18 protein-coding genes are annotated in these 18,742 nt (G+C 46.3%); 17 read left to right on the top strand and 1 reads right to left on the bottom strand.

What is annotated here, in order from left to right; genetic code table 11:
- Nucleotides 1-22 precede the first annotated feature (22 nt).
- A complete protein-coding gene (locus NYE49_RS19485; RefSeq protein WP_003227446.1) occupies nucleotides 23-394 on the top strand; it encodes a DUF423 domain-containing protein in 372 nt (123 codons plus the stop codon).
- Between the two features lie 43 nt (nucleotides 395-437).
- Here the strand turns inward: NYE49_RS19485 and gerQ are convergent, their stop codons facing one another.
- The gene (gene gerQ / locus NYE49_RS19480) at nucleotides 438-983 is read right to left on the bottom strand and encodes a spore coat protein GerQ (RefSeq protein ID WP_014478336.1); all 546 of its coding nucleotides are present in this window, start codon (nucleotides 981-983) and stop codon (nucleotides 438-440) included.
- Nucleotides 984-1,302: 319 nt separating this feature from the next.
- On the opposite strand from gerQ, the gene spsA reads away from it, so the two are divergent.
- The 16 genes from spsA to NYE49_RS19400 all read left to right on the top strand — a co-directional run bounded on the left by spsA (nucleotide 1,303) and on the right by NYE49_RS19400 (nucleotide 18,644).
- Nucleotides 1,303-2,073, top strand: coding sequence for a spore coat dTDP-glycosyltransferase SpsA (spsA, locus tag NYE49_RS19475; RefSeq protein WP_047183372.1), 771 nt, complete (start codon nucleotides 1,303-1,305; stop codon nucleotides 2,071-2,073).
- 4 nt (nucleotides 2,074-2,077) lie between these two features.
- Nucleotides 2,078-3,502: a CDP-glycerol glycerophosphotransferase family protein gene (locus NYE49_RS19470; RefSeq protein WP_047183371.1), complete on the top strand. Its 1,425-nt coding sequence runs from the start codon at nucleotides 2,078-2,080 to the stop codon at nucleotides 3,500-3,502.
- A 20-nt stretch (nucleotides 3,503-3,522) separates the two neighbouring features.
- A complete protein-coding gene (locus NYE49_RS19465) occupies nucleotides 3,523-4,692 on the top strand; it encodes a DegT/DnrJ/EryC1/StrS family aminotransferase (protein WP_342410654.1) in 1,170 nt (389 codons plus the stop codon).
- On the top strand, nucleotides 4,693-5,562 hold the full coding sequence (locus NYE49_RS19460) for a GNAT family N-acetyltransferase (RefSeq protein ID WP_047183369.1): 870 nt from the start codon (nucleotides 4,693-4,695) through the stop codon (nucleotides 5,560-5,562).
- Nucleotides 5,562-6,683: an N-acetylneuraminate synthase family protein gene (locus tag NYE49_RS19455; protein WP_047183368.1), complete on the top strand. Its 1,122-nt coding sequence runs from the start codon at nucleotides 5,562-5,564 to the stop codon at nucleotides 6,681-6,683. Before NYE49_RS19460 ends, NYE49_RS19455 begins: the two co-directional genes overlap by 1 nt.
- Nucleotides 6,676-7,398 (top strand): spore coat protein, encoded by a 723-nt coding sequence (locus NYE49_RS19450; RefSeq protein ID WP_047183367.1) that lies wholly within the window; start codon nucleotides 6,676-6,678, stop codon nucleotides 7,396-7,398. The genes NYE49_RS19455 and NYE49_RS19450 overlap by 8 nt, the downstream gene beginning before the upstream one ends.
- A 2-nt stretch (nucleotides 7,399-7,400) precedes the next feature.
- Entirely contained in the window at nucleotides 7,401-8,420 is a 1,020-nt protein-coding gene (locus NYE49_RS19445; RefSeq protein WP_047183366.1) for a PseG/SpsG family protein, read from the top strand.
- 24 nt (nucleotides 8,421-8,444) lie between these two features.
- Complete coding sequence (locus tag NYE49_RS19440) at nucleotides 8,445-9,185, top strand: sugar phosphate nucleotidyltransferase (protein ID WP_014478328.1); 741 nt, start codon at nucleotides 8,445-8,447, stop codon at nucleotides 9,183-9,185.
- Nucleotides 9,185-10,132 carry a dTDP-glucose 4,6-dehydratase gene (gene rfbB / locus NYE49_RS19435; RefSeq protein ID WP_047183365.1) on the top strand — a complete coding sequence of 316 codons (948 nt, stop codon included), beginning with the start codon at nucleotides 9,185-9,187 and terminating at the stop codon, nucleotides 10,130-10,132. Before NYE49_RS19440 ends, rfbB begins: the two co-directional genes overlap by 1 nt.
- A gap of 13 nt (nucleotides 10,133-10,145) precedes the next feature.
- The gene (gene rfbD / locus NYE49_RS19430) at nucleotides 10,146-10,997 is read left to right on the top strand and encodes a dTDP-4-dehydrorhamnose reductase (RefSeq protein ID WP_046340278.1); all 852 of its coding nucleotides are present in this window, start codon (nucleotides 10,146-10,148) and stop codon (nucleotides 10,995-10,997) included.
- Nucleotides 10,990-11,445, top strand: coding sequence for a dTDP-4-dehydrorhamnose 3,5-epimerase family protein (locus NYE49_RS19425; protein ID WP_003222100.1), 456 nt, complete (start codon nucleotides 10,990-10,992; stop codon nucleotides 11,443-11,445). Before rfbD ends, NYE49_RS19425 begins: the two co-directional genes overlap by 8 nt.
- Before the next feature lie 323 nt (nucleotides 11,446-11,768).
- A complete protein-coding gene (gene bslB / locus NYE49_RS19420) occupies nucleotides 11,769-12,233 on the top strand; it encodes a biofilm surface layer hydrophobin BslB (protein ID WP_003227472.1) in 465 nt (154 codons plus the stop codon).
- Nucleotides 12,234-12,409: 176 nt separating this feature from the next.
- Nucleotides 12,410-13,684 (top strand): glutamate dehydrogenase, encoded by a 1,275-nt coding sequence (gene rocG, locus NYE49_RS19415; protein WP_047183364.1) that lies wholly within the window; start codon nucleotides 12,410-12,412, stop codon nucleotides 13,682-13,684.
- A 226-nt stretch (nucleotides 13,685-13,910) separates the two neighbouring features.
- Complete coding sequence (gene pruA / locus NYE49_RS19410) at nucleotides 13,911-15,458, top strand: L-glutamate gamma-semialdehyde dehydrogenase (RefSeq protein WP_015384963.1); 1,548 nt, start codon at nucleotides 13,911-13,913, stop codon at nucleotides 15,456-15,458.
- Between the two features lie 73 nt (nucleotides 15,459-15,531).
- Complete coding sequence (locus tag NYE49_RS19405; RefSeq protein ID WP_047183363.1) at nucleotides 15,532-17,232, top strand: M20/M25/M40 family metallo-hydrolase; 1,701 nt, start codon at nucleotides 15,532-15,534, stop codon at nucleotides 17,230-17,232.
- Nucleotides 17,232-18,644, top strand: a complete 1,413-nt coding sequence (locus tag NYE49_RS19400) for an amino acid permease (RefSeq protein ID WP_047183362.1) — start codon at nucleotides 17,232-17,234, stop codon at nucleotides 18,642-18,644. Before NYE49_RS19405 ends, NYE49_RS19400 begins: the two co-directional genes overlap by 1 nt.
- Nucleotides 18,645-18,742 lie beyond the last annotated feature (98 nt).

The raw sequence follows: 18,742 nt of genomic DNA, 5'->3' as shown, positions 1-18,742 counted from the left end.
AACGAAAAGGCGGGAGAGATAGATGAAAGTTTTTATCATATTAGGGGCCATTAACGCCCTGCTTGCCGTGGGACTCGGAGCATTCGGCGCTCACGGATTAGAAGGGAAAATACCTGATAAATATCTTCAGGTTTGGCACACAGGCGTGCAGTATCATATGTATCACGCCCTTGGGCTATTCGTTGTCGCGTTTCTGGCTGATAAATTATCCGGCATAGGCAGTGTCACGACAGCCGGCTGGCTGATGTTTGCGGGAATTGTGCTGTTTTCCGGAAGCTTATATATTCTAAGTGTGACGCAAATCTCCATTCTTGGAGCGATCACCCCGCTCGGCGGTGTGGCGTTTATTATTTCTTGGATTATGATCGTTGTCGCAGCCGTCAAATATCTATAAACAAAAAAGCCAATCCTCATCATATGAGTGATTGGCTTTTTTCTTATCTTGGCGAATAGGACGCCATGGAATATGGATACGTATAAGCAATTTCTTCATCAAATGTAATGTAATCGAGGTAGATTGTCAGGAGCAGGTAGCGTGTTCCTGATTTCGGGTCGCTGATAATAATGTGATCCCGGCCCGCAGCTTCGATGACGCCGCGAAAAATCTTCGAGCCCCATTCCTTGCTGTTTTCAAATGTCATATAAATGGTGGCCGTTTTTCCCCGATTCAGGCGCAAAATATTCTCGATGTAAGATTCCTCAACAGGCAGCATGCCGGGAACGCTTTGGCCCGGTCCTGACGGTGTAGGCCCCGATGGAATTTGAAAACCGCCGCCCTGCTGCTGGCCCGGGAATCCAAATCCCTGCTGTCCTTGTTGTCCTTGCTGTCCCTGCTGCATTGGCATCATTGGCTGCATCCCCATTGTCTGCATTTGTGAGCCTTGGCCTTGCTGCGGGTACGGGTTGGCGCCAAACTGAGGCTGATACCCCTGCATATTATCAAATCCCTGCATTTGCTGATATTGATTTTTTTTCGGTTTCATATCGTTCCTCCTTTTTATGAAAACCATTCAAAACATGTTCTGGATGTATAGGTGAACGCTCCGCGATGACTCACCTCCGATGGAAAACGATCTTAGTCGCTGGTGCGATTTTTATCTCTTTCACCTTATGAGGCTGATGCTTGGATTATGCTGAAAAAGAACAGCGGACCGATCAGATTTCGCTCTGGGCAGCCGCTGTTTTTCAGAGACATACACAAACTTTTCGCATATTGGTTTGTATCCCTAGCGCAACTCGAGCATAAGCAACATAAGATAACGATAGTTTCAGGTGTGAAGTTCCAAGAAGGAGGTGTAGGATTTGCCTAAAGTATCAGTCATTATGACGAGCTATAACAAAAGCGATTATGTGGCAAAGTCCATTTCTAGCATACTCTCACAAACGTTTTCAGATTTTGAATTGTTTATTATGGATGACAACTCCAATGAAGAGACGCTGAATGTAATCCGTCCTTTTTTGAATGATAACCGAGTGCGTTTTTATCAAAGCGATGTATCTGGAGTGAAGGAAAGAACAGAAAAAACGAGATACGCTGCACTGATCAATCAGGCGATTGATATGGCGGAGGGTGAATATATCACCTATGCGACGGATGACAACATCTATATGCCGGACCGCCTCCTGAAAATGGTGCGGGAGCTCGATACCCATCCTGAAAAGGCTGTGATTTACTCAGCCTCCAAAACCTATCATTTAAACGAGAATCGCGACATTGTAAAAGAAACTGTCAGGCCTGCCGCTCAAGTGACATGGAACGCGCCGTGCGCAATCGATCATTGCTCGGTTATGCACAGGTATTCGGTGCTTGAGAAGGTAAAGGAGAAGTTTGGCTCCTATTGGGATGAAAGCCCGGCGTTTTACCGTATAGGAGATGCCCGGTTCTTTTGGAGAGTCAATCATTTTTATCCGTTTTACCCGCTGGATGAGGAGCTGGACCTGAATTATATTACCGACCAATCGATTCACTTTCAGCTGTTTGAATCAGAAAAAAATGAATTTGTCAGGAACCTTCCTCCGCAGCGAAATTGCCGAGAACTGCGTGAATCATTAAAAAAGCTTGGAATGGGGTGAGAGCTTGTCGGCCTATTTAAGCAATTATTGGGTGCTGTACCGGAAGTACGTGGAGCTTTTTGACAAACTTCGCTACAAAGGGATTCCGCTTGGGCTTATCAGTAATTTTTATCAATACATCAGTCCTGAGCTGAGGGTGATGATGGAAGAAGAACCGGAATTATTCGGATCGGTGGATCAGCATATCGATGAGGGACAGATTCAGCCGTTTTTTGAAGAAAGAATCCAAAAAATCGTAAAAACAAATGACGAACCTGTTAAAGGGAAAGTCATTTTGCACTTTGATTACCTGCGTTTTTCAAACGAAAATTACTATCAATTTGATCCTGAAAAAACGGCTGTTTTGGCCAGATGGAGTTTGCCGGATTATTGTGATCTGCCTGTAATTAGCAAGCGGGAGATTGCGGATTCATGCCAAAAAGGCGATTCGAAGCAGTATCTCGAAACAGCCTGTTCGCTTCTTGCCCCTTATGATGATCACCCGGCATTTGGTGATCAAGCGTTTCGCGACCGGCTTTTCAAAGATATTCCTTTATTTATAGAGGCCATTGATACAGTTGATGCGCTGTTTGAACAGGAAAAGATTTCAGCTGTTATTGTCGGAACGGCAGAAGACATTTACAGCAGGGTGCTCGCTCTCATGTGTCAAAGAAAAGGGGCCGTCAGTATTTGTCTTCAGCATGGCGCATTGATGGGAGATGAAGCCTTCATTCCTGTTTTTACAAGCTATCAAGCTGTTTTTGGTGCTTATGAAGCAGAGTGGTTCATGCGAAAAGGCTGTAAACCCGAGCAGATTCTCGTAACGGGACATCCCCGCTTCGATCAGATTTTTAACAGAACGCCTATGGATATGTCCATATTCTATCGAAAACTTGCTTTTCAGCCGACTAAAAAAATTGTGCTCATTGCCACTCAGCCCTTTTCAGAAGATTTTTATTCCGGTGTGCTGCAGGGGCTTTCTGATCAGAAGCAGCTGCAGATTATTATCAAACCCCACCCGTGGGAAATCGGAAAAAACAAGCTTGATCTGTATCACGAGGCGGCGAAAAAACATAAAGCATGCAGAGTCATCAAAAAGGAGCTGGAGCTTTATGATTTGCTGCCGTATGCTGATGCCGCAGTGACGCAAACCTCGACAGTCGGTCTTGAAGCCATGCTGTTTCAAAAGCCTGTGCTGATCGGAAAATCGTCCGGAAATCGCTCGTATCCGTATTATGAGTCTCTTGGCGATTTTATGTTTGACCAGCCGGATGAACTTGCGCAGACCTTGGTTGAGGTTCTTCGAAGTCCAGACGTGCATCAAAAAGCAGAAGAGGCGCGCTTGGCATTCATAGCGGCTAATTATCCGGTGGCAGAATCAACAAATGCTTTATTTGCGGAACTGAAAGCCAAAACAGGAGTTGATTACAGGCGGGAAGATACTGAATAAAATGATAGGAGCGCAAAGAAATGGTGCAAAAGAGAAATCATTTTCTCCCTTACTCATTGCCGTTAATCGGTAAGGAAGAAATTCAGGAGGTTACAGAAACGCTTGAATCGGGATGGCTCTCTAAAGGCCCGAAGGTTCAGCAGTTTGAAAAAGAGTTTGCCGCGTTTGTCGGGGCGAAGCACGCCGTGGCGGTGAATTCATGTACCGCAGCTTTATTTTTGGCTTTGAAAGCAAAAGGGATCGGGCCCGGGGACGAGGTCATTACCTCTCCGCTTACGTTCAGCTCGACCGCCAATACGATTATTCATACGGGAGCGACGCCTGTGTTTGCGGATATTGACGAAAACACGCTCAATATTGACCCGGTAAAGCTTGAGGCGGCCGTCACACCGCGAACGAAAGCAGTTGTGCCCGTCCACTTTGGCGGGCAGTCCTGCGATATGGATGCAATATTGGCTATTGCCCAAAATCATGGTTTATTCGTGCTGGAGGATGCGGCGCATGCGGTATATACGACTTATAAGCAAAGAATGATCGGTTCTATCGGGGATGCAACGGCATTCAGCTTTTACGCCACCAAAAACCTCGCGACAGGGGAAGGCGGCATGCTGACGACTGATGATGAGGAGCTTGCCGATAAGATCCGGGTGCTAAGCCTTCACGGCATGAGTAAAGCCGCATGGAACCGTTATTCTTCAAATGGCAGCTGGTACTATGAAGTCGAATCGCCCGGCTATAAGATGAATATGTTTGATTTGCAGGCGGCCCTCGGACTTCATCAGCTGAAACGGCTGGATGATATGCAGAAACGGAGAGAAAAGATTGCCAGCCGTTATCAAACCGCTTTTCAGCAGATTCCTGGGCTGATCACGCCGTTTGTCCATGATGACGGCAGGCACGCCTGGCATCTATATGTTCTGCAAGTTGATGAAAAAAAGGCCGGGGTTACGCGCAATGAAATGATTACGGCTTTAAAGGATGAGTACAATATCGGCACTAGCGTTCATTTTATTCCAGTACACATTCATCCGTATTATCAAAAGCAATTTGGATATAAGGAAGCGGACTTTCCGAATGCCATGAATTACTATAAACGAACCCTTTCTCTCCCGCTCTATCCATCAATGTCTGACGACGATGTAGATGATGTCATTGAAGCTGTGCGGGATATCGTAAAAGGGGCTGATTAAGTGTATACGGTAAAAGAAAATGTCTCCAAAGAGTTGATTGAGGAATTTCTCCAAAGCAGAAAGCTTACACTGGATGTTCCGTATCAATTTTCCCTCGGCCTTTTTGAAAACAGCAGGCTCCAAGGCGTATTGCTTTACGAAGATTCTTTGTGGGAAAGTAAGGTGCTTCAGAAGAAAGTCATGAACGTCAAACTTCTGGCGGCAAATAGTACCGGGCAGCTAAAGAGGCTGTTTGAAGCTTTTTATACTGTACGCCAAATGGATGAAACGGATTTTATCTTTGTCCGTGTTCCGGCTGAAGATATCGGAGCCGCGCATGTGATACAACAGCAGCCATCCTCTTACTTTGTCGGGAGTTTGCTGAAGCTGGCGATGCCTCCGTCTTTTTATGACAAAACACCGCCATTTTTTGAACTGGGCCCGCCTGAGCCCGGAGACACAGAAGCGATATGTGAGCTGGCCCGAGACTCGTTTACAAAAAGCAGATATTTTCAGGATCCTCATCTCAGCCGCGATGCAGCAAACAAAATATTTCAGGAGTGGACACGAAACAATCTGAATGGAAGGGCGGCGGTCAATATTGTCGCTAAACACAATGGCGAGGTCATCGGCTATCTTCAGGGCTTATCAAGAGATGATGAATGCATTCTCGATTTGATGGCTGTAAAGCCGGGATTTGAAGGGAAACGTATTGCGTTTCATTTATTGGCGAATCTCATAGAACAACCGGAGACCCAGAAGCATAGAACGGTAACAGCGGGGACGCAGCTTCACAATGTAAGGGCGATCCGCCTTTATGAACGAATGGGCTTCACCGCTGAACAATCGTATTACTATTATCATATTTGGCCGGGCAAGGAGGCGAAATAATGGCAGCGTTTCAGATCGCGAATAAAACTGTAGGCAAAGACGCTCCTGTTTTTATTATTGCTGAGGCGGGGATTAATCATGACGGGAAGCTTGATCAGGCTTTTGCGCTGATAGACGCCGCGGCGGAAGCGGGAGCGGATGCCGTGAAATTTCAAATGTTCCAAGCTGATAGGATGTACCAGAAGGATCCTGGTTTGTACAAGACGGCAGCGGGCAAGGACGTCTCTATTTTTTCTTTGGTTCAATCTATGGAAATGCCTGCTGAGTGGATTTTACCGCTATTGGATTACTGCCGCGAAAAGCAGGTGATCTTTTTAAGTACGGTATGTGACGAGGGGTCAGCTGATCTGCTTCAGTCTACCTCGCCGAGCGCTTTTAAAATCGCATCCTATGAAATTAACCATCTCCCGCTGCTCAAATATGTCGCCCGGCTGAACAGGCCGATGATTTTCTCTACAGCCGGAGCTGAAATCTCTGATGTTCACGAAGCTTGGCGCACCATCAGGGCAGAGGGAAACAATCAAATTGCCATAATGCATTGTGTGGCGAAATACCCAGCACCGCCGGAGTACAGCAACCTCAGCGTCATTCCGATGCTTGCCGCCGCTTTTCCTGAGGCGGTAATCGGCTTCTCCGATCATAGCGAGCATCCGACAGAAGCGCCGTGTGCCGCGGTTCGGCTCGGAGCAAAACTGATAGAAAAGCATTTTACGATCGATAAAAATCTGCCGGGTGCCGACCACTCGTTTGCATTAAATCCGTATGAATTGAAAGAAATGGTCGATGGCATCAGGAAAACGGAAGCTGAGCTGAAACAGGGGATCACAAAGCCGGTCTCTGAAAAACTGCTTGGCAGTTCATACAAAACAACAACCTCCATCGAAGGAGAAATCAGAAATTTTGCATACAGAGGCATTTTTACAACAGTTCCGATTCAAAAAGGTGAAGCCTTTAGTGAAGACAATATCGCAGTGCTTCGGCCCGGACAAAAGCCGCAGGGGCTGCACCCGAGATTTTTTGAACTGCTGACCAGCGGGGTTCGGGCTGTAAGAGACATTCCGGCCGACACAGGCATTGTCTGGGATGACATTTTAATGAAGGACAGCCCGTTTCATGAATGATATTCTCTTTATCATCCAAGCGAGAATGGGTTCAACAAGGCTTCCGGGAAAAGTGCTTCGGCCGCTCGGATCGAATCGTTTACTTGACATTCTCGTTCACCGTGTCCGGCAAAGCGCGTTTTACCAAAAGAATCGGGATAATCTTGTCATCGCCACGTCTGACAAAGAAACTGACGACATATTAGAGGCGCACTGTATCAAACAAGGCTTTCGTGTTTTCCGCGGGAGCGAAGAACGTGTCCTCGATAGGTTTGTGAAGGTCATAGAAGCTGTTAAACCGTCAGTCATCATCCGGTTAACGGGTGATAACCCGTTTGTCGATCCGGAGCTGCTCGATGTAATGATTAAGGCGCATTTTGATCAAGGCTCGGATTATACGTATATCCTGAATGCCCCATTAGGGATTTGCGGCGAAGTGGTCAACGCCAACCTGTTAATTGACATCAGCCGTATTCAGGCTTTGGAGGATCAATATCAGGAGCATGTCACGTTATATATAAGGAATCATCCAGCTCTTTATCGTGTTCAGTTTTTAGAGGCGCCGGAACGATTTCGCGCCCCTCAATATCGGCTGACCATTGATACAAAGGAAGACTATGAATCGATAAAGGCCCTCTATCAAAAAGCAGGCGAGCGCCCCGATGTATCCGCCTCAGAGCTTATCACCCTTCTGAACCGGAACCCCGATGCGGCAACCGAACGAGAGGCTGACTAGCCATGCATGTTGGGATCTTCGCAGACGGCGGCTATGAAAAGGGAATGGGCCATGTTGTCCGGATGAAGAGACTTGCGGAAGAACTCAAACAGAGCTGCTTGATTACGTTTTACACGAATCAGGAGTCTGAAGCGTTTCTTCATGAAGAGCATTGGCGTGTCATCGTAAAGCCGGAGCTGCAGCAGCACGAATTTATTCTCCGGGAAATAAAAAGCAAGAAGCTTGATTTGCTTTTGTTTGATATTCTAGGCGCGCCTGCAGAGCTGTTAAAGAAAATAAAGACGGAGACAGATGCGAAAATTGTTCTTTTTGAAGAGAAAAACGGTAAATCGATTCAATATAGTGACGCAGTCATTAACGGAATTTACAGTGACATCAGAAGCAGGGTGTACGTTCAGGGAAACACACGCATCTATGAAGGTCCGGACTATCTTATTCTTCACCCCGCCTTTCAGGCCGCAAGAGAGGATTACACACTTAAGAAAGACTGCCGCAATATCCTTGTTGCATTAGGAGGAAGTGATCCGAAGCAGCTTATTTTTAAAGTGCTGGCTGCCGCTGATCAAGTCCCCGACATAAAAGACAAAAACATGATGTTTGTGATGGGGAGCGCTTCACCGCATCAGGAGGCAGTCCGAAGGCGGATCGAAAAGAAGCCGCAGTACAAGATGATCGAACAGACAAATGATATGGCAGGTTTGATGAAACAAGCGGACGCAGCCATTGTCGCCGGCGGCATCTCTCTATATGAAGCCATTTGCATCGGCGTGCCGTGCCTTGTTCTTTCTCAGGTTGAGCATCAAACGGCAACAGCAAAAACATTTGCTGGCCAAGGCGCCGCTCTTGATCTTGGTTTGGGTGAGCTTGTACCGGATGAAACACTCATCTATCAGATGTCGCGCATTATGAGCAGCTATCCTCTTCGCCTTTCTTTGCACAAGGGAGGAAGGCCGCTCGTGGATGGCAAAGGCATTATACGGGTAACAGCTATTCTTCAAGATTTATATGAACAAGAGATATAAAAATGCATGTAAGGAAGTGTTAATGTGAAAGGTGTTATTTTAGCCGGAGGAAACGGCTCACGCCTTATGCCCTTAACGAAAGCCGTCAACAAGCATTTGCTTCCTGTAGGCCCGTACCCGATGATATACTGGTCGATTATGAAGCTGGAGGAAGCCGGAATAAAAGACATTTTACTCATCAGCCAAAAGGAGCATATGCCGCAATTTTACAAACTGCTTGGGAACGGGGAAGAGCTTGGCGTTACTATCACTTATCAAGTACAGCCGGCAGCATCGGGCATTTCGGATGGGCTGTCTTATGCAAAGCGCTTTACGAAAAAAGAGTCTTTCATTTTATTATTAGGTGATAATATATTTGAAGATTCATTAAAGCCTTATACAGAACGCTTTGAACAGCAGGGGAAAGGAGCAAAAGTGCTTCTGAAAGAAGTTGATGACCCGGAACGTTTCGGGATTGCTGAGATTGATGAGAAAAACAAGCGGATTCGTTCCATCATCGAAAAGCCCGAACAGCCACCGACTAACCTTTGTGTTACCGGCATTTATATGTATGATGCAGAGGTGTTTTCGTATATTGAACAAATATCACCATCAAAGCGCGGCGAGCTGGAAATCACCGATGTGAATAATCTATACATCGAAAACAGCCAGCTTACGTATGATGTGTTATCAGGCTGGTGGGTAGATGCCGGAACTCACGAATCGCTTTATCTCGCTTCCCAGCTTGTACACCAGGCTTTACGGAAAGGACAGGACGAAAAGTGATGGCAAAATCATATTTAATTACAGGCGGGGCCGGCTTCATCGGGCTCACGTTTACAAAGCTCATGCTAAGGGAAACCGATGCGCGCATTACCGTTTTAGATAAACTGACGTACGCCAGCCACCCGGAGGAAATGGAAAAATTAAATCGAAACAGCCGATTTCGCTTTGTAAAAGGGGACATCAGCGTTCAGGAGGATATCGACCGGGCGTTTGACGAGACCTACGATGGCGTCATTCACTTCGCAGCAGAATCGCATGTGGACAGAAGCATTTCCCAAGCGGAGCCGTTTATCACCACAAATGTCATGGGGACATACCGATTGGCGGAAGCGGTCTTGAAAGGAAAAGCCATGAAGCTGATTCATATTTCAACAGATGAGGTATACGGGGATTTAAAAGCGGATGATCCCGCGTTTACAGAAACGACGCCGCTTTCTCCTAATAACCCATACTCAGCCAGCAAAGCAAGCTCAGATTTGCTCGTGTTGTCTTATGTGAAAACCCACAAGCTTCCGGCCATCATTACACGATGCAGCAACAATTACGGACCTTATCAGCACAGCGAAAAAATGATTCCGACGATTATCCGTCATGCGAAGCAGGGCCTGCCTGTTCCGCTGTATGGCGATGGACTCCAGATCCGAGACTGGCTGTTTGCGGAGGATCATTGCCGCGCGATCAAGCTGATTTTAGAAAAAGGAACCGACGGCGAGGTGTATAACATCGGCGGCGGAAATGAACGCACGAATAAAGAGCTGGCGAGTGCCATTTTGAAGCATCTGGGCTGTGAGGAATTGTTCGCCCACGTGGAAGACCGAAAAGGGCATGACCGGCGCTATGCGATCAATGCATCAAAGCTGAAAAACGAACTGGGCTGGCGGCAGGAAGTGACGTTTGAAGAAGGCATTGCGCGTACGATTCAGTGGTATACAGACAATGACCGATGAGAAGGTGATCTGATTGACAAAGGTATTGGTGACTGGGGCGGGAGGACAGCTTGGCTTGGAACTATGCCGCCAGCTGAAGCAATCCGGATATGAGGTCATTGCGTTAACAAAGAAGATGATGAACATTACTGACCAGCGCTCAGTACGGCATTCGTTTGGCCATTATCAGCCGGATATCGTGGTCAATAGCGCCGCGTTTACGTCGGTTGATCAATGCGAGAAAGAGCTTGATAAAGCGTACTTGATTAACGGAATCGGCGCTTATTATACAGCGCTTGAGTCAACCCGCATCGGAGCTCAATATGTTCATATCAGCACGGACTATGTATTCAATGGGAAAGGAACCCAGCCATATAGGGAAGACGATCCCCTCGATCCGAAAACCATTTATGGCAAAAGCAAAAGGCTCGGAGAAGAACTGATACGATTAACGACAAAAGACAGCACGATCATCAGAACATCGTGGGTGTACGGACATGGCGGCAGTAATTTCGTTGAAACCATGCTGAAGTTTGCTGAAACGAAACAAGAGCTTCGGGTTGTCAGCGATCAAATTGGTTCGCCGACTTATACGAAGGATTTAGCAGAAGCGGTCATCAAGCTGTTCAGCCATCCGCCGGGCATCTATCATGTCAGCAATTCAGGCATATGCAGCTGGTATGAGTTTGCGACGGCAATTATGGAAGAAAGCGGGCTGGAAACAGCCATTTTGCCTGTAACGACAGAGGAATACGGGAACAAAACGCCCCGCCCGGCATACTCTGTGCTGAGCCATCGGGCCATTGAAGAAGCCGGCATCCGCCCCCGCCACTGGCGGGAAGCGTTACGAGAGTATTTGCAGGAAAGGAGCAGTGCATGTGATTGATGGAGTCAAGGTGAAAAAATTGACGAAGCATAGCGATGACAGAGGCTTTTTTGCTGAGCTGGTCCGGGACGATGAGAATCTCCTTGAGCATTTTGGGCAGGCTTCTTGGTCGAAAAGCTATCCGGGTGTGATTAAGGCATTTCATTATCATGAGAAGCAGGATGATCTCTGGTTCTTCCCAACCGGCCACGCTCAGGTTGTCCTATACGATCTTCGAGAGGATTCAAAGACAAAAGGAGAAACGGACGTCTATTATATGGGCGAAGACAACCCGATGCTGTTATTAATCCCAAAAGGGGTGGCTCACGGATATAGAGTGCTGGGAGAGACGCCGCTGACAATTATCTATTTTACCACCATGTCGTATAACCCGGATCAGCCTGATGAAAAAAGAATTCCGTGGAATGATGAGACGATCGGTTTTAACTGGAACACTGAATTCAGATAAAAATAGGAACGTGATCAATCGAAGAGCAGAGGCATCTTCGACTTTTTTTGCCCTTTTTTAAAATAGGATAAAAGATAGAAAATGCCAGGCGGATGTTACTAGAAAAAGAGAGAGAAATCGTCCATTTGAACCTTGTATAAACAGGAAGGAATTCTCATTGAATTCCAAGTGTTAATATTCCTTAAAAAACATTTACTTCCATGGAAAATGATGATAGATTAATTTTTAAGAAAAAGAACTGGTAATTCGCGAATTATGAAAAAGCGCTTTTTCTGCAGAGGACGCTCTGGCCAAATTTCAACAATCAATTAGGGGGAAATGTCATGCTAAAAAGAACTTCATTCGTATCTTCATTATTCATCAGTTCAGCTGTTTTACTATCAATCTTACTTCCTTCGGGCCAAGCTCATGCACAGTCTGCATCAATCGAGGCAAAAACAATTAACAGCACGAAAGAGTGGACCACTTCTGATATTGAAGTGACATATAAACCAAATGCGGTGCTTTCTCTCGGAGCGGTAGAATTTCAATTTCCTGACGGGTTTCATGCTACGACAAGAGATTCAGTGAATGGAAGAACACTGAAAGAAACACAGATTTTAAACGATGGAAAAACAGTCAGACTCCCGCTTACGCTTGATTTGTTAGGCGCATCCGAATTTGACCTCGTCATGGTGCGCAAAACGCTTCCTCGCGCAGGCACTTACACGATTAAAGGCGATGTAGTAAACGGTTTGGGAATCGGCAGTTTTTATGCTGAAACGCAGCTGGTGATTGATCCCCGTTAATCAATAGATTTGTAGTCAGAGACTGAGATGTTTTCAGTCTCTTTTTTTGTGGATTCAAAAGCTGGTACGGATCTTGCATGATGATAAGGGTGAATCCAATGCAGAAAGGAATTGGCGGGCTGATTTTTTAAAGCGCTTACATTGCAGCCGGTCAAAAAAACAATGAGGTGAAAAAGATGTCAGCAAAGCAAGTCTCGAAAGATGAAGAAAAAGAAGCTCTTAACTTATTTCTGTCTACCCAAACAATCATTAAGGAAGCCCTTCGGAAGCTGGGTTATCCGGGAGATATGTATGAACTCATGAAAGAACCGCAGAGAATGCTCACTGTCCGCATTCCGGTCAAAATGGACAATGGGAGCGTCAAAGTGTTCACAGGCTACCGGTCACAGCACAATGATGCTGTCGGTCCGACAAAGGGGGGCGTTCGCTTCCATCCAGAAGTTAATGAAGAGGAAGTAAAGGCATTATCCATTTGGATGACACTCAAATGCGGGATTGCCAATCTTCCTTACGGCGGCGGGAAGGGCGGTATTATTTGTGATCCGCGGACAATGTCATTTGGAGAACTGGAAAGGCTGAGCAGGGGGTATGTCCGTGCCATCAGCCAGATCGTCGGTCCGACAAAGGATATTCCAGCTCCAGATGTATACACAAATTCGCAGATTATGGCGTGGATGATGGATGAGTACAGCCGGCTGCGGGAATTCGATTCTCCGGGCTTTATTACAGGTAAACCGCTTGTTTTGGGAGGATCGCAAGGACGGGAAACGGCGACGGCACAGGGCGTCACGATTTGTATTGAAGAGGCGGTGAAGAAAAAAGGGATCAAGCTGCAAAACGCGCGCATCATCATACTGGGCTTTGGAAACGCGGGTAGCTTCCTGGCCAAATTCATGCACGATGCGGGCGCGAAGGTGATCGGGATTTCTGATGCCAATGGCGGGCTCTACAACCCAGACGGCCTTGATATCCCTTATTTGCTCGATAAACGGGACAGCTTCGGTATGGTCACCAATTTATTTACTGACGTCATCACAAATGAGGAGCTGCTTGAAAAGGATTGCGATATTTTAGTGCCTGCCGCGATCTCCAATCAAATCACAGCCAAAAACGCACATAACATTCAGGCGTCAATCGTCGTTGAAGCGGCGAACGGACCGACAACCATTGATGCCACTAAGATCCTGAATGAAAGAGGCGTGCTGCTTGTGCCGGATATCCTGGCGAGTGCTGGCGGCGTCACGGTTTCTTATTTTGAATGGGTGCAAAACAACCAAGGATATTATTGGTCGGAAGAAGAGGTTGCAGAAAAACTGAGAAGCGTCATGGTCAGCTCGTTCGAAACAATTTATCAAACAGCGGCAACACATAAAGTGGATATGCGTTTGGCGGCTTACATGACGGGCATCAGAAAATCGGCAGAAGCATCGCGATTCCGCGGATGGGTCTAATTTGAGAAGCCTCCGCAAAATAATTTTGCGTTTGTTTTTTGCCTAAAGAGCAAAAATCGCAAAAAAAATTTGCGTTCAAGATCGGAAAAAGAGACAGGTGATCACCTGTTAGACAAATTTCTGTTCGATTCAACAAGTTTTTTCAGTAAAAGACAAGAAAATGGCATGATTCTTGCATTTTTATTCATATGCGAAGATATATTTCATAACACGAGGGGGACTACATATGACAGTCACATACGCGCACGAACCATTTACCGATTTTACGGAAGCAAAGAATAAAACTGCATTTGGGGAGTCATTGGCCTTTGTAAACACTCAGCTCGGCAAGCATTATCCGCTTGTCATAAATGGAGAAAAAATTGAAACGGACCGCAAAATCATTTCTATTAACCCGGCAAATAAAGAAGAGATCATTGGGTACGCGTCTACAGCGGATCAAGAGCTTGCTGAAAAAGCGATGCAAGCCGCATTGCAGGCATTTGATTCCTGGAAAAAACAAAGACCGGAGCACCGCGCGAATATTCTCTTTAAGGCAGCGGCTATTTTGCGCAGAAGAAAGCATGAATTTTCAAGCTATCTTGTGAAGGAAGCGGGAAAACCGTGGAAGGAAGCAGATGCGGACACGGCTGAAGCGATAGACTTTTTAGAGTTCTATGCGCGCCAAATGTTAAAGCTCAAGGAAGGGGCTCCGGTGAAGAGCCGTGCTGGCGAGTTCAATCAATATCATTACGAAGCGCTTGGCGTCGGCATCGTCATTTCTCCATTTAACTTCCCGCTCGCGATTATGGCGGGAACAGCGGCGGCAGCGATTGTGACAGGAAATACGATTCTCTTAAAACCGGCTGACGCAGCCCCGGTAGTGGCAGCAAAATTTGTCGAGGTCATGGAGGAAGCGGGTCTGCCAAACGGCGTTCTGAATTACATTCCGGGAGATGGAGCGGAGATCGGTGATTTCTTAGTTGAGCATCCGAAAACACGGTTTGTCTCATTTACAGGTTCCCGTGCAGTCGGCTGCCGGATTTATGAGCGAGCCGCCAAAGTGCAGCCGGGCCAAAAATGGCTCAAACGGGTAATTGCTGAGATGGGCGGAAAAGACACAGTGCTTGTTGACAAGGACGCTGATCTTGACCTTGCTGCATCCTCTATCGTGTACTCAGCATTTGGATATTCAGGACAGAAGTGTTCTGCGGGCTCCCGCGCGGTTATCCATCAGGATGTTTATGATGAAGTGGTGGAAAAAGCTGTGGCGCTGACCAAAACGCTGACTGTCGGCAATCCAGAAGATCCAGATACGTATATGGGTCCCGTGATTCATGAAGCATCCTACAACAAAGTGATGAAATACATTGAAATCGGCAAATCTGAAGGCAAGCTATTGGCCGGCGGAGAAGGCGATGATTCAAAAGGCTACTTTATTCAGCCGACGATCTTTGCAGATGTTGATGAAAACGCCCGCTTGATGCAGGAAGAAATTTTCGGCCCGGTTGTTGCGATTTGCAAAGGGCGTGATTTCGATCATATGCTGGAGATTGCAAATAACACGGAATACGGATTAACAGGTGCGCTTCTGACGAAAAACCGTGCGCACATTGAACGGGCGCGCGAGGATTTCCATGTCGGAAACCTATATTTTAACAGAGGATGTACCGGAGCAATTGTCGGCTATCAGCCGTTCGGCGGTTTTAATATGTCAGGAACAGACTCAAAAGCAGGCGGTCCCGATTACTTAATTCTTCATATGCAAGCCAAAACAACGTCCGAAGCTTTTTGATTTGAGAGAAATAAAATCGTGCGATTCTTTAGCGGATCGCACGATTTCAACTTTTTGATCAGGAGGACAATTTATGCAGTATACAAAAATCAGTCACATGAATCCGGCTGAAAGAGTGGAGGCGCTGACAGCATCTCTGGTCAGCCTCAGCAGCGTGAACGGTACTGTTGGAGAAGGGACAAAAGCAGATTTCATCAAAGAAGTGATCACGAGCTATCCTTATTTTCAGGAAAACCCCAGTCATGTGTGGGAACAGGCCATTCCCAATGACCCATACAATCGCAAAAATATTTTTGCGTTTATTAAAGGACATGGAGAAAGCCGTAATACAGTCATTTACCATGCCCATCTGGATACAGTTGGAATTGAAGATTTCGGCCCTTTAAAGGATTTCGCTTTTGATTGTGAGAAATTGGCCGAGTATTTCAGCCGCTATGAGTTCGATCAGGAGGTTCAGCGGGATGCCGAATCAGGCGATTGGATGTTCGGAAGAGGATCTGTCGATATGCAAAGCGGCATCGCCGTGCATTTAGCCAATCTCCTGCATTTTTCGGAGAACCTTGAGACGTTGCCGGGAAATGTATTGTTTATGGCCAATCCCGATGAGGAGAGCCAGCATTCGGGCATTCTCGCCAGCATTTCAGAGCTGAACCGGCTAAAAAAAGAAAAACAGCTTCACTATTTGGCTGCTATTAATACGGATTTTATTACCCCGCTTTACGATGGTGATCAGACAAGATATATCTATACCGGAGCCGCGGGAAAACTGCTGCCTTGCTTTTACATTTACGGGCGTGAAGTCCATGTTGGCGATACACTGGCAGGGATTGACCCAAATTTCATTTCATCTGAAATCACAAGCCGTCTCCACAATAACATCCATCTGGCAGAAAAGGTTGAAGGGGAGTTGGTTCTGCCACCATCCTGTTTGTATCAGCGTGATAACAAGGAATCCTATAATGTGCAAACGGCTGTCAGCACCAGCTTGTATTTCAATTGTTTTATTTATGAAAGAACAGCAAAAGAAATGATGGATTTGCTTATTGCAGTCACTGAGGAAGCATGCCGAGAGACAGAACGAAAATTATCAGATTATTATGAAGAATATGTAAAAAGAGCCAACCTGCCAAAGAAACATTTATCATGGGGCATTCAAGTGTATAGCCTGGAACAATACTTAGAAAAGCTGAGAAACCGGGGGATAGATCCTGAGCAGTGTATCGAGCAGACATTCAAAGCCAACGAGCACCTTGAACTTCGCATGAGATGCTTTCAGGCAATCGAAGAGCTTCAAAAGCTTGACCCCGATCAAGGCGCAAAAGTCATTCTATTTTACGCACCTCCTTACCTGCCGCATAACTATTTGAAAGAAGATAGCGCAAGAGATCAGCTTTTGCAGCATGTGATTAAAGAAGCGGCTGACAAAACCGCTGAATCGACAGGCGAAACATTTGTCTTCAAAAAGTTTTTCCCCTACTTGGCAGACGGCAGTTTTTTATCACTGCACGAAACCGATGGCGAAATTGATTCTTTTATCAGGAACTTCCCTGGGTGGAATAGGATTGGGACCATTCCGTTCAAAGACATACGCAAGCTGAATATTCCATCCATTAATATGGGTGTGTACGGAAAAGACGGCCATAAATGTACAGAACGAGTCTATAAACCGTACACATTTCATGTGTTGCCTCTCCTCATACAGCAAACCACCGTTCACCTTTTGCAGAGCTACCGGATGACCATCACGGCAAAAGAACCAAAGGGGGAAGGATGATGCAGAATCATAAAAATGAATTGCAGCGCAGCATGAAAAGCAGGCATTTGTTTATGATTGCTTTGGGAGGGGTGATTGGCACTGGGCTGTTTCTAGGCTCTGGCTTTACCATTAGCCAGGCGGGACCGCTCGGCGCCATTGCCGCGTATATCATCGGCGGATTTTTAATGTATCTCGTCATGCTTTGTTTAGGAGAATTGGCTGTTGCCATGCCGGTGGCCGGATCGTTTCAGGCCTACGCCACTAAATTTCTGGGACCGTCGACAGGCTTTATGATTGGCTGGCTGTATTGGTTCAGCTGGGCGAATACAGTGGGATTAGAGTTGACGTCAGCAGGCATTTTGATGCAAAGATGGCTGCCCTCCGTTCCGATCTGGATATGGTGCCTCGTGTTCGGCATCGTTATCTTTTTGATTAATGCGCTCTCTGTCAGAAGCTTTGCAGAAATGGAATTTTGGTTTTCAAGCATCAAAGTGGCGGCGATCATATTATTTATTGTGATTGGCGGAGCCGCTGTGTTTGGCTTGATTGACTTTAAAGGCGGACAGGAGACACCCTTTTTGTCTAACTTTATGACTGATAGAGGACTTTTCCCTAATGGGGTGCTGGCCGTTATGTTTACGCTGGTCATGGTGAACTTCTCGTTCCAGGGAACGGAGCTTGTCGGCATTGCGGCAGGGGAAAGTGAAAGCCCGGAAAAAACACTGCCAAAGTCCATTCGAAATGTCATTTGGCGCACGCTGTTTTTCTTTGTGCTCGCTATGTTCGTCTTGGTTGCCATCCTTCCGTACAAAACGGCGGGGGTGATTGAAAGCCCGTTTGTAGCGGTACTCGATCAAATCGGCATCCCATTTTCGGCAGATATCATGAACTTTGTCATCTTAACGGCCATTTTATCTGTTGCTAATTCGGGATTGTATGCGGCGTCTCGTATGATGTGGTCACTTTCATCAAATCAAATGGGTCCATCCTTTCTCACCAGACTGACAAAAAAAGGCGTGCCGATGAATGCCCTGCTGATTACGCTAGGCATTTCAGGCTGTTCGCTGCTGACAAGTGTCATGGCCGCAGAAACAGTGTATTTATGGTGTATCTCAATCTCGGGCATGGTGACAGTTGTCGCGTGGATGTCCATTTGTGCGTCGCAATTTTTCTTTCGCAGACGTTTCCTTGCTGAAGGCGGAAATGTGAATGATCTGGAGTTCAGAACGCCGCTTTATCCGCTAGTCCCGATTCTCGGATTTTGTTTATATGGCTGCGTGTTGATCAGCCTTATTTTCATTCCGGATCAAAGAATCGGCTTGTACTGCGGTGTGCCGATCATTATTTTCTGCTATGCATACTATCATCTAAGCATCAAAAAGCGTATAAATCATGAACTTATTGAAAAAAAGCAGACAGAGGCGCAATAGAAAAAGCTCTCCGGGAGGCCGGAGAGCTTTTTTACGCGTTACATCCTCGTGTATTTTTAGAATGAAATATAGAAATATATAATGGGATTTAAATGAAA

Origin of the sequence: Bacillus sp. FSL L8-0358 (genome assembly GCF_038593095.1) — a bacterium.
Lineage (GTDB): Bacteria > Bacillota > Bacilli > Bacillales > Bacillaceae > Bacillus > Bacillus subtilis.
This window is presented reverse-complemented; position numbering and strand designations above follow the sequence as displayed.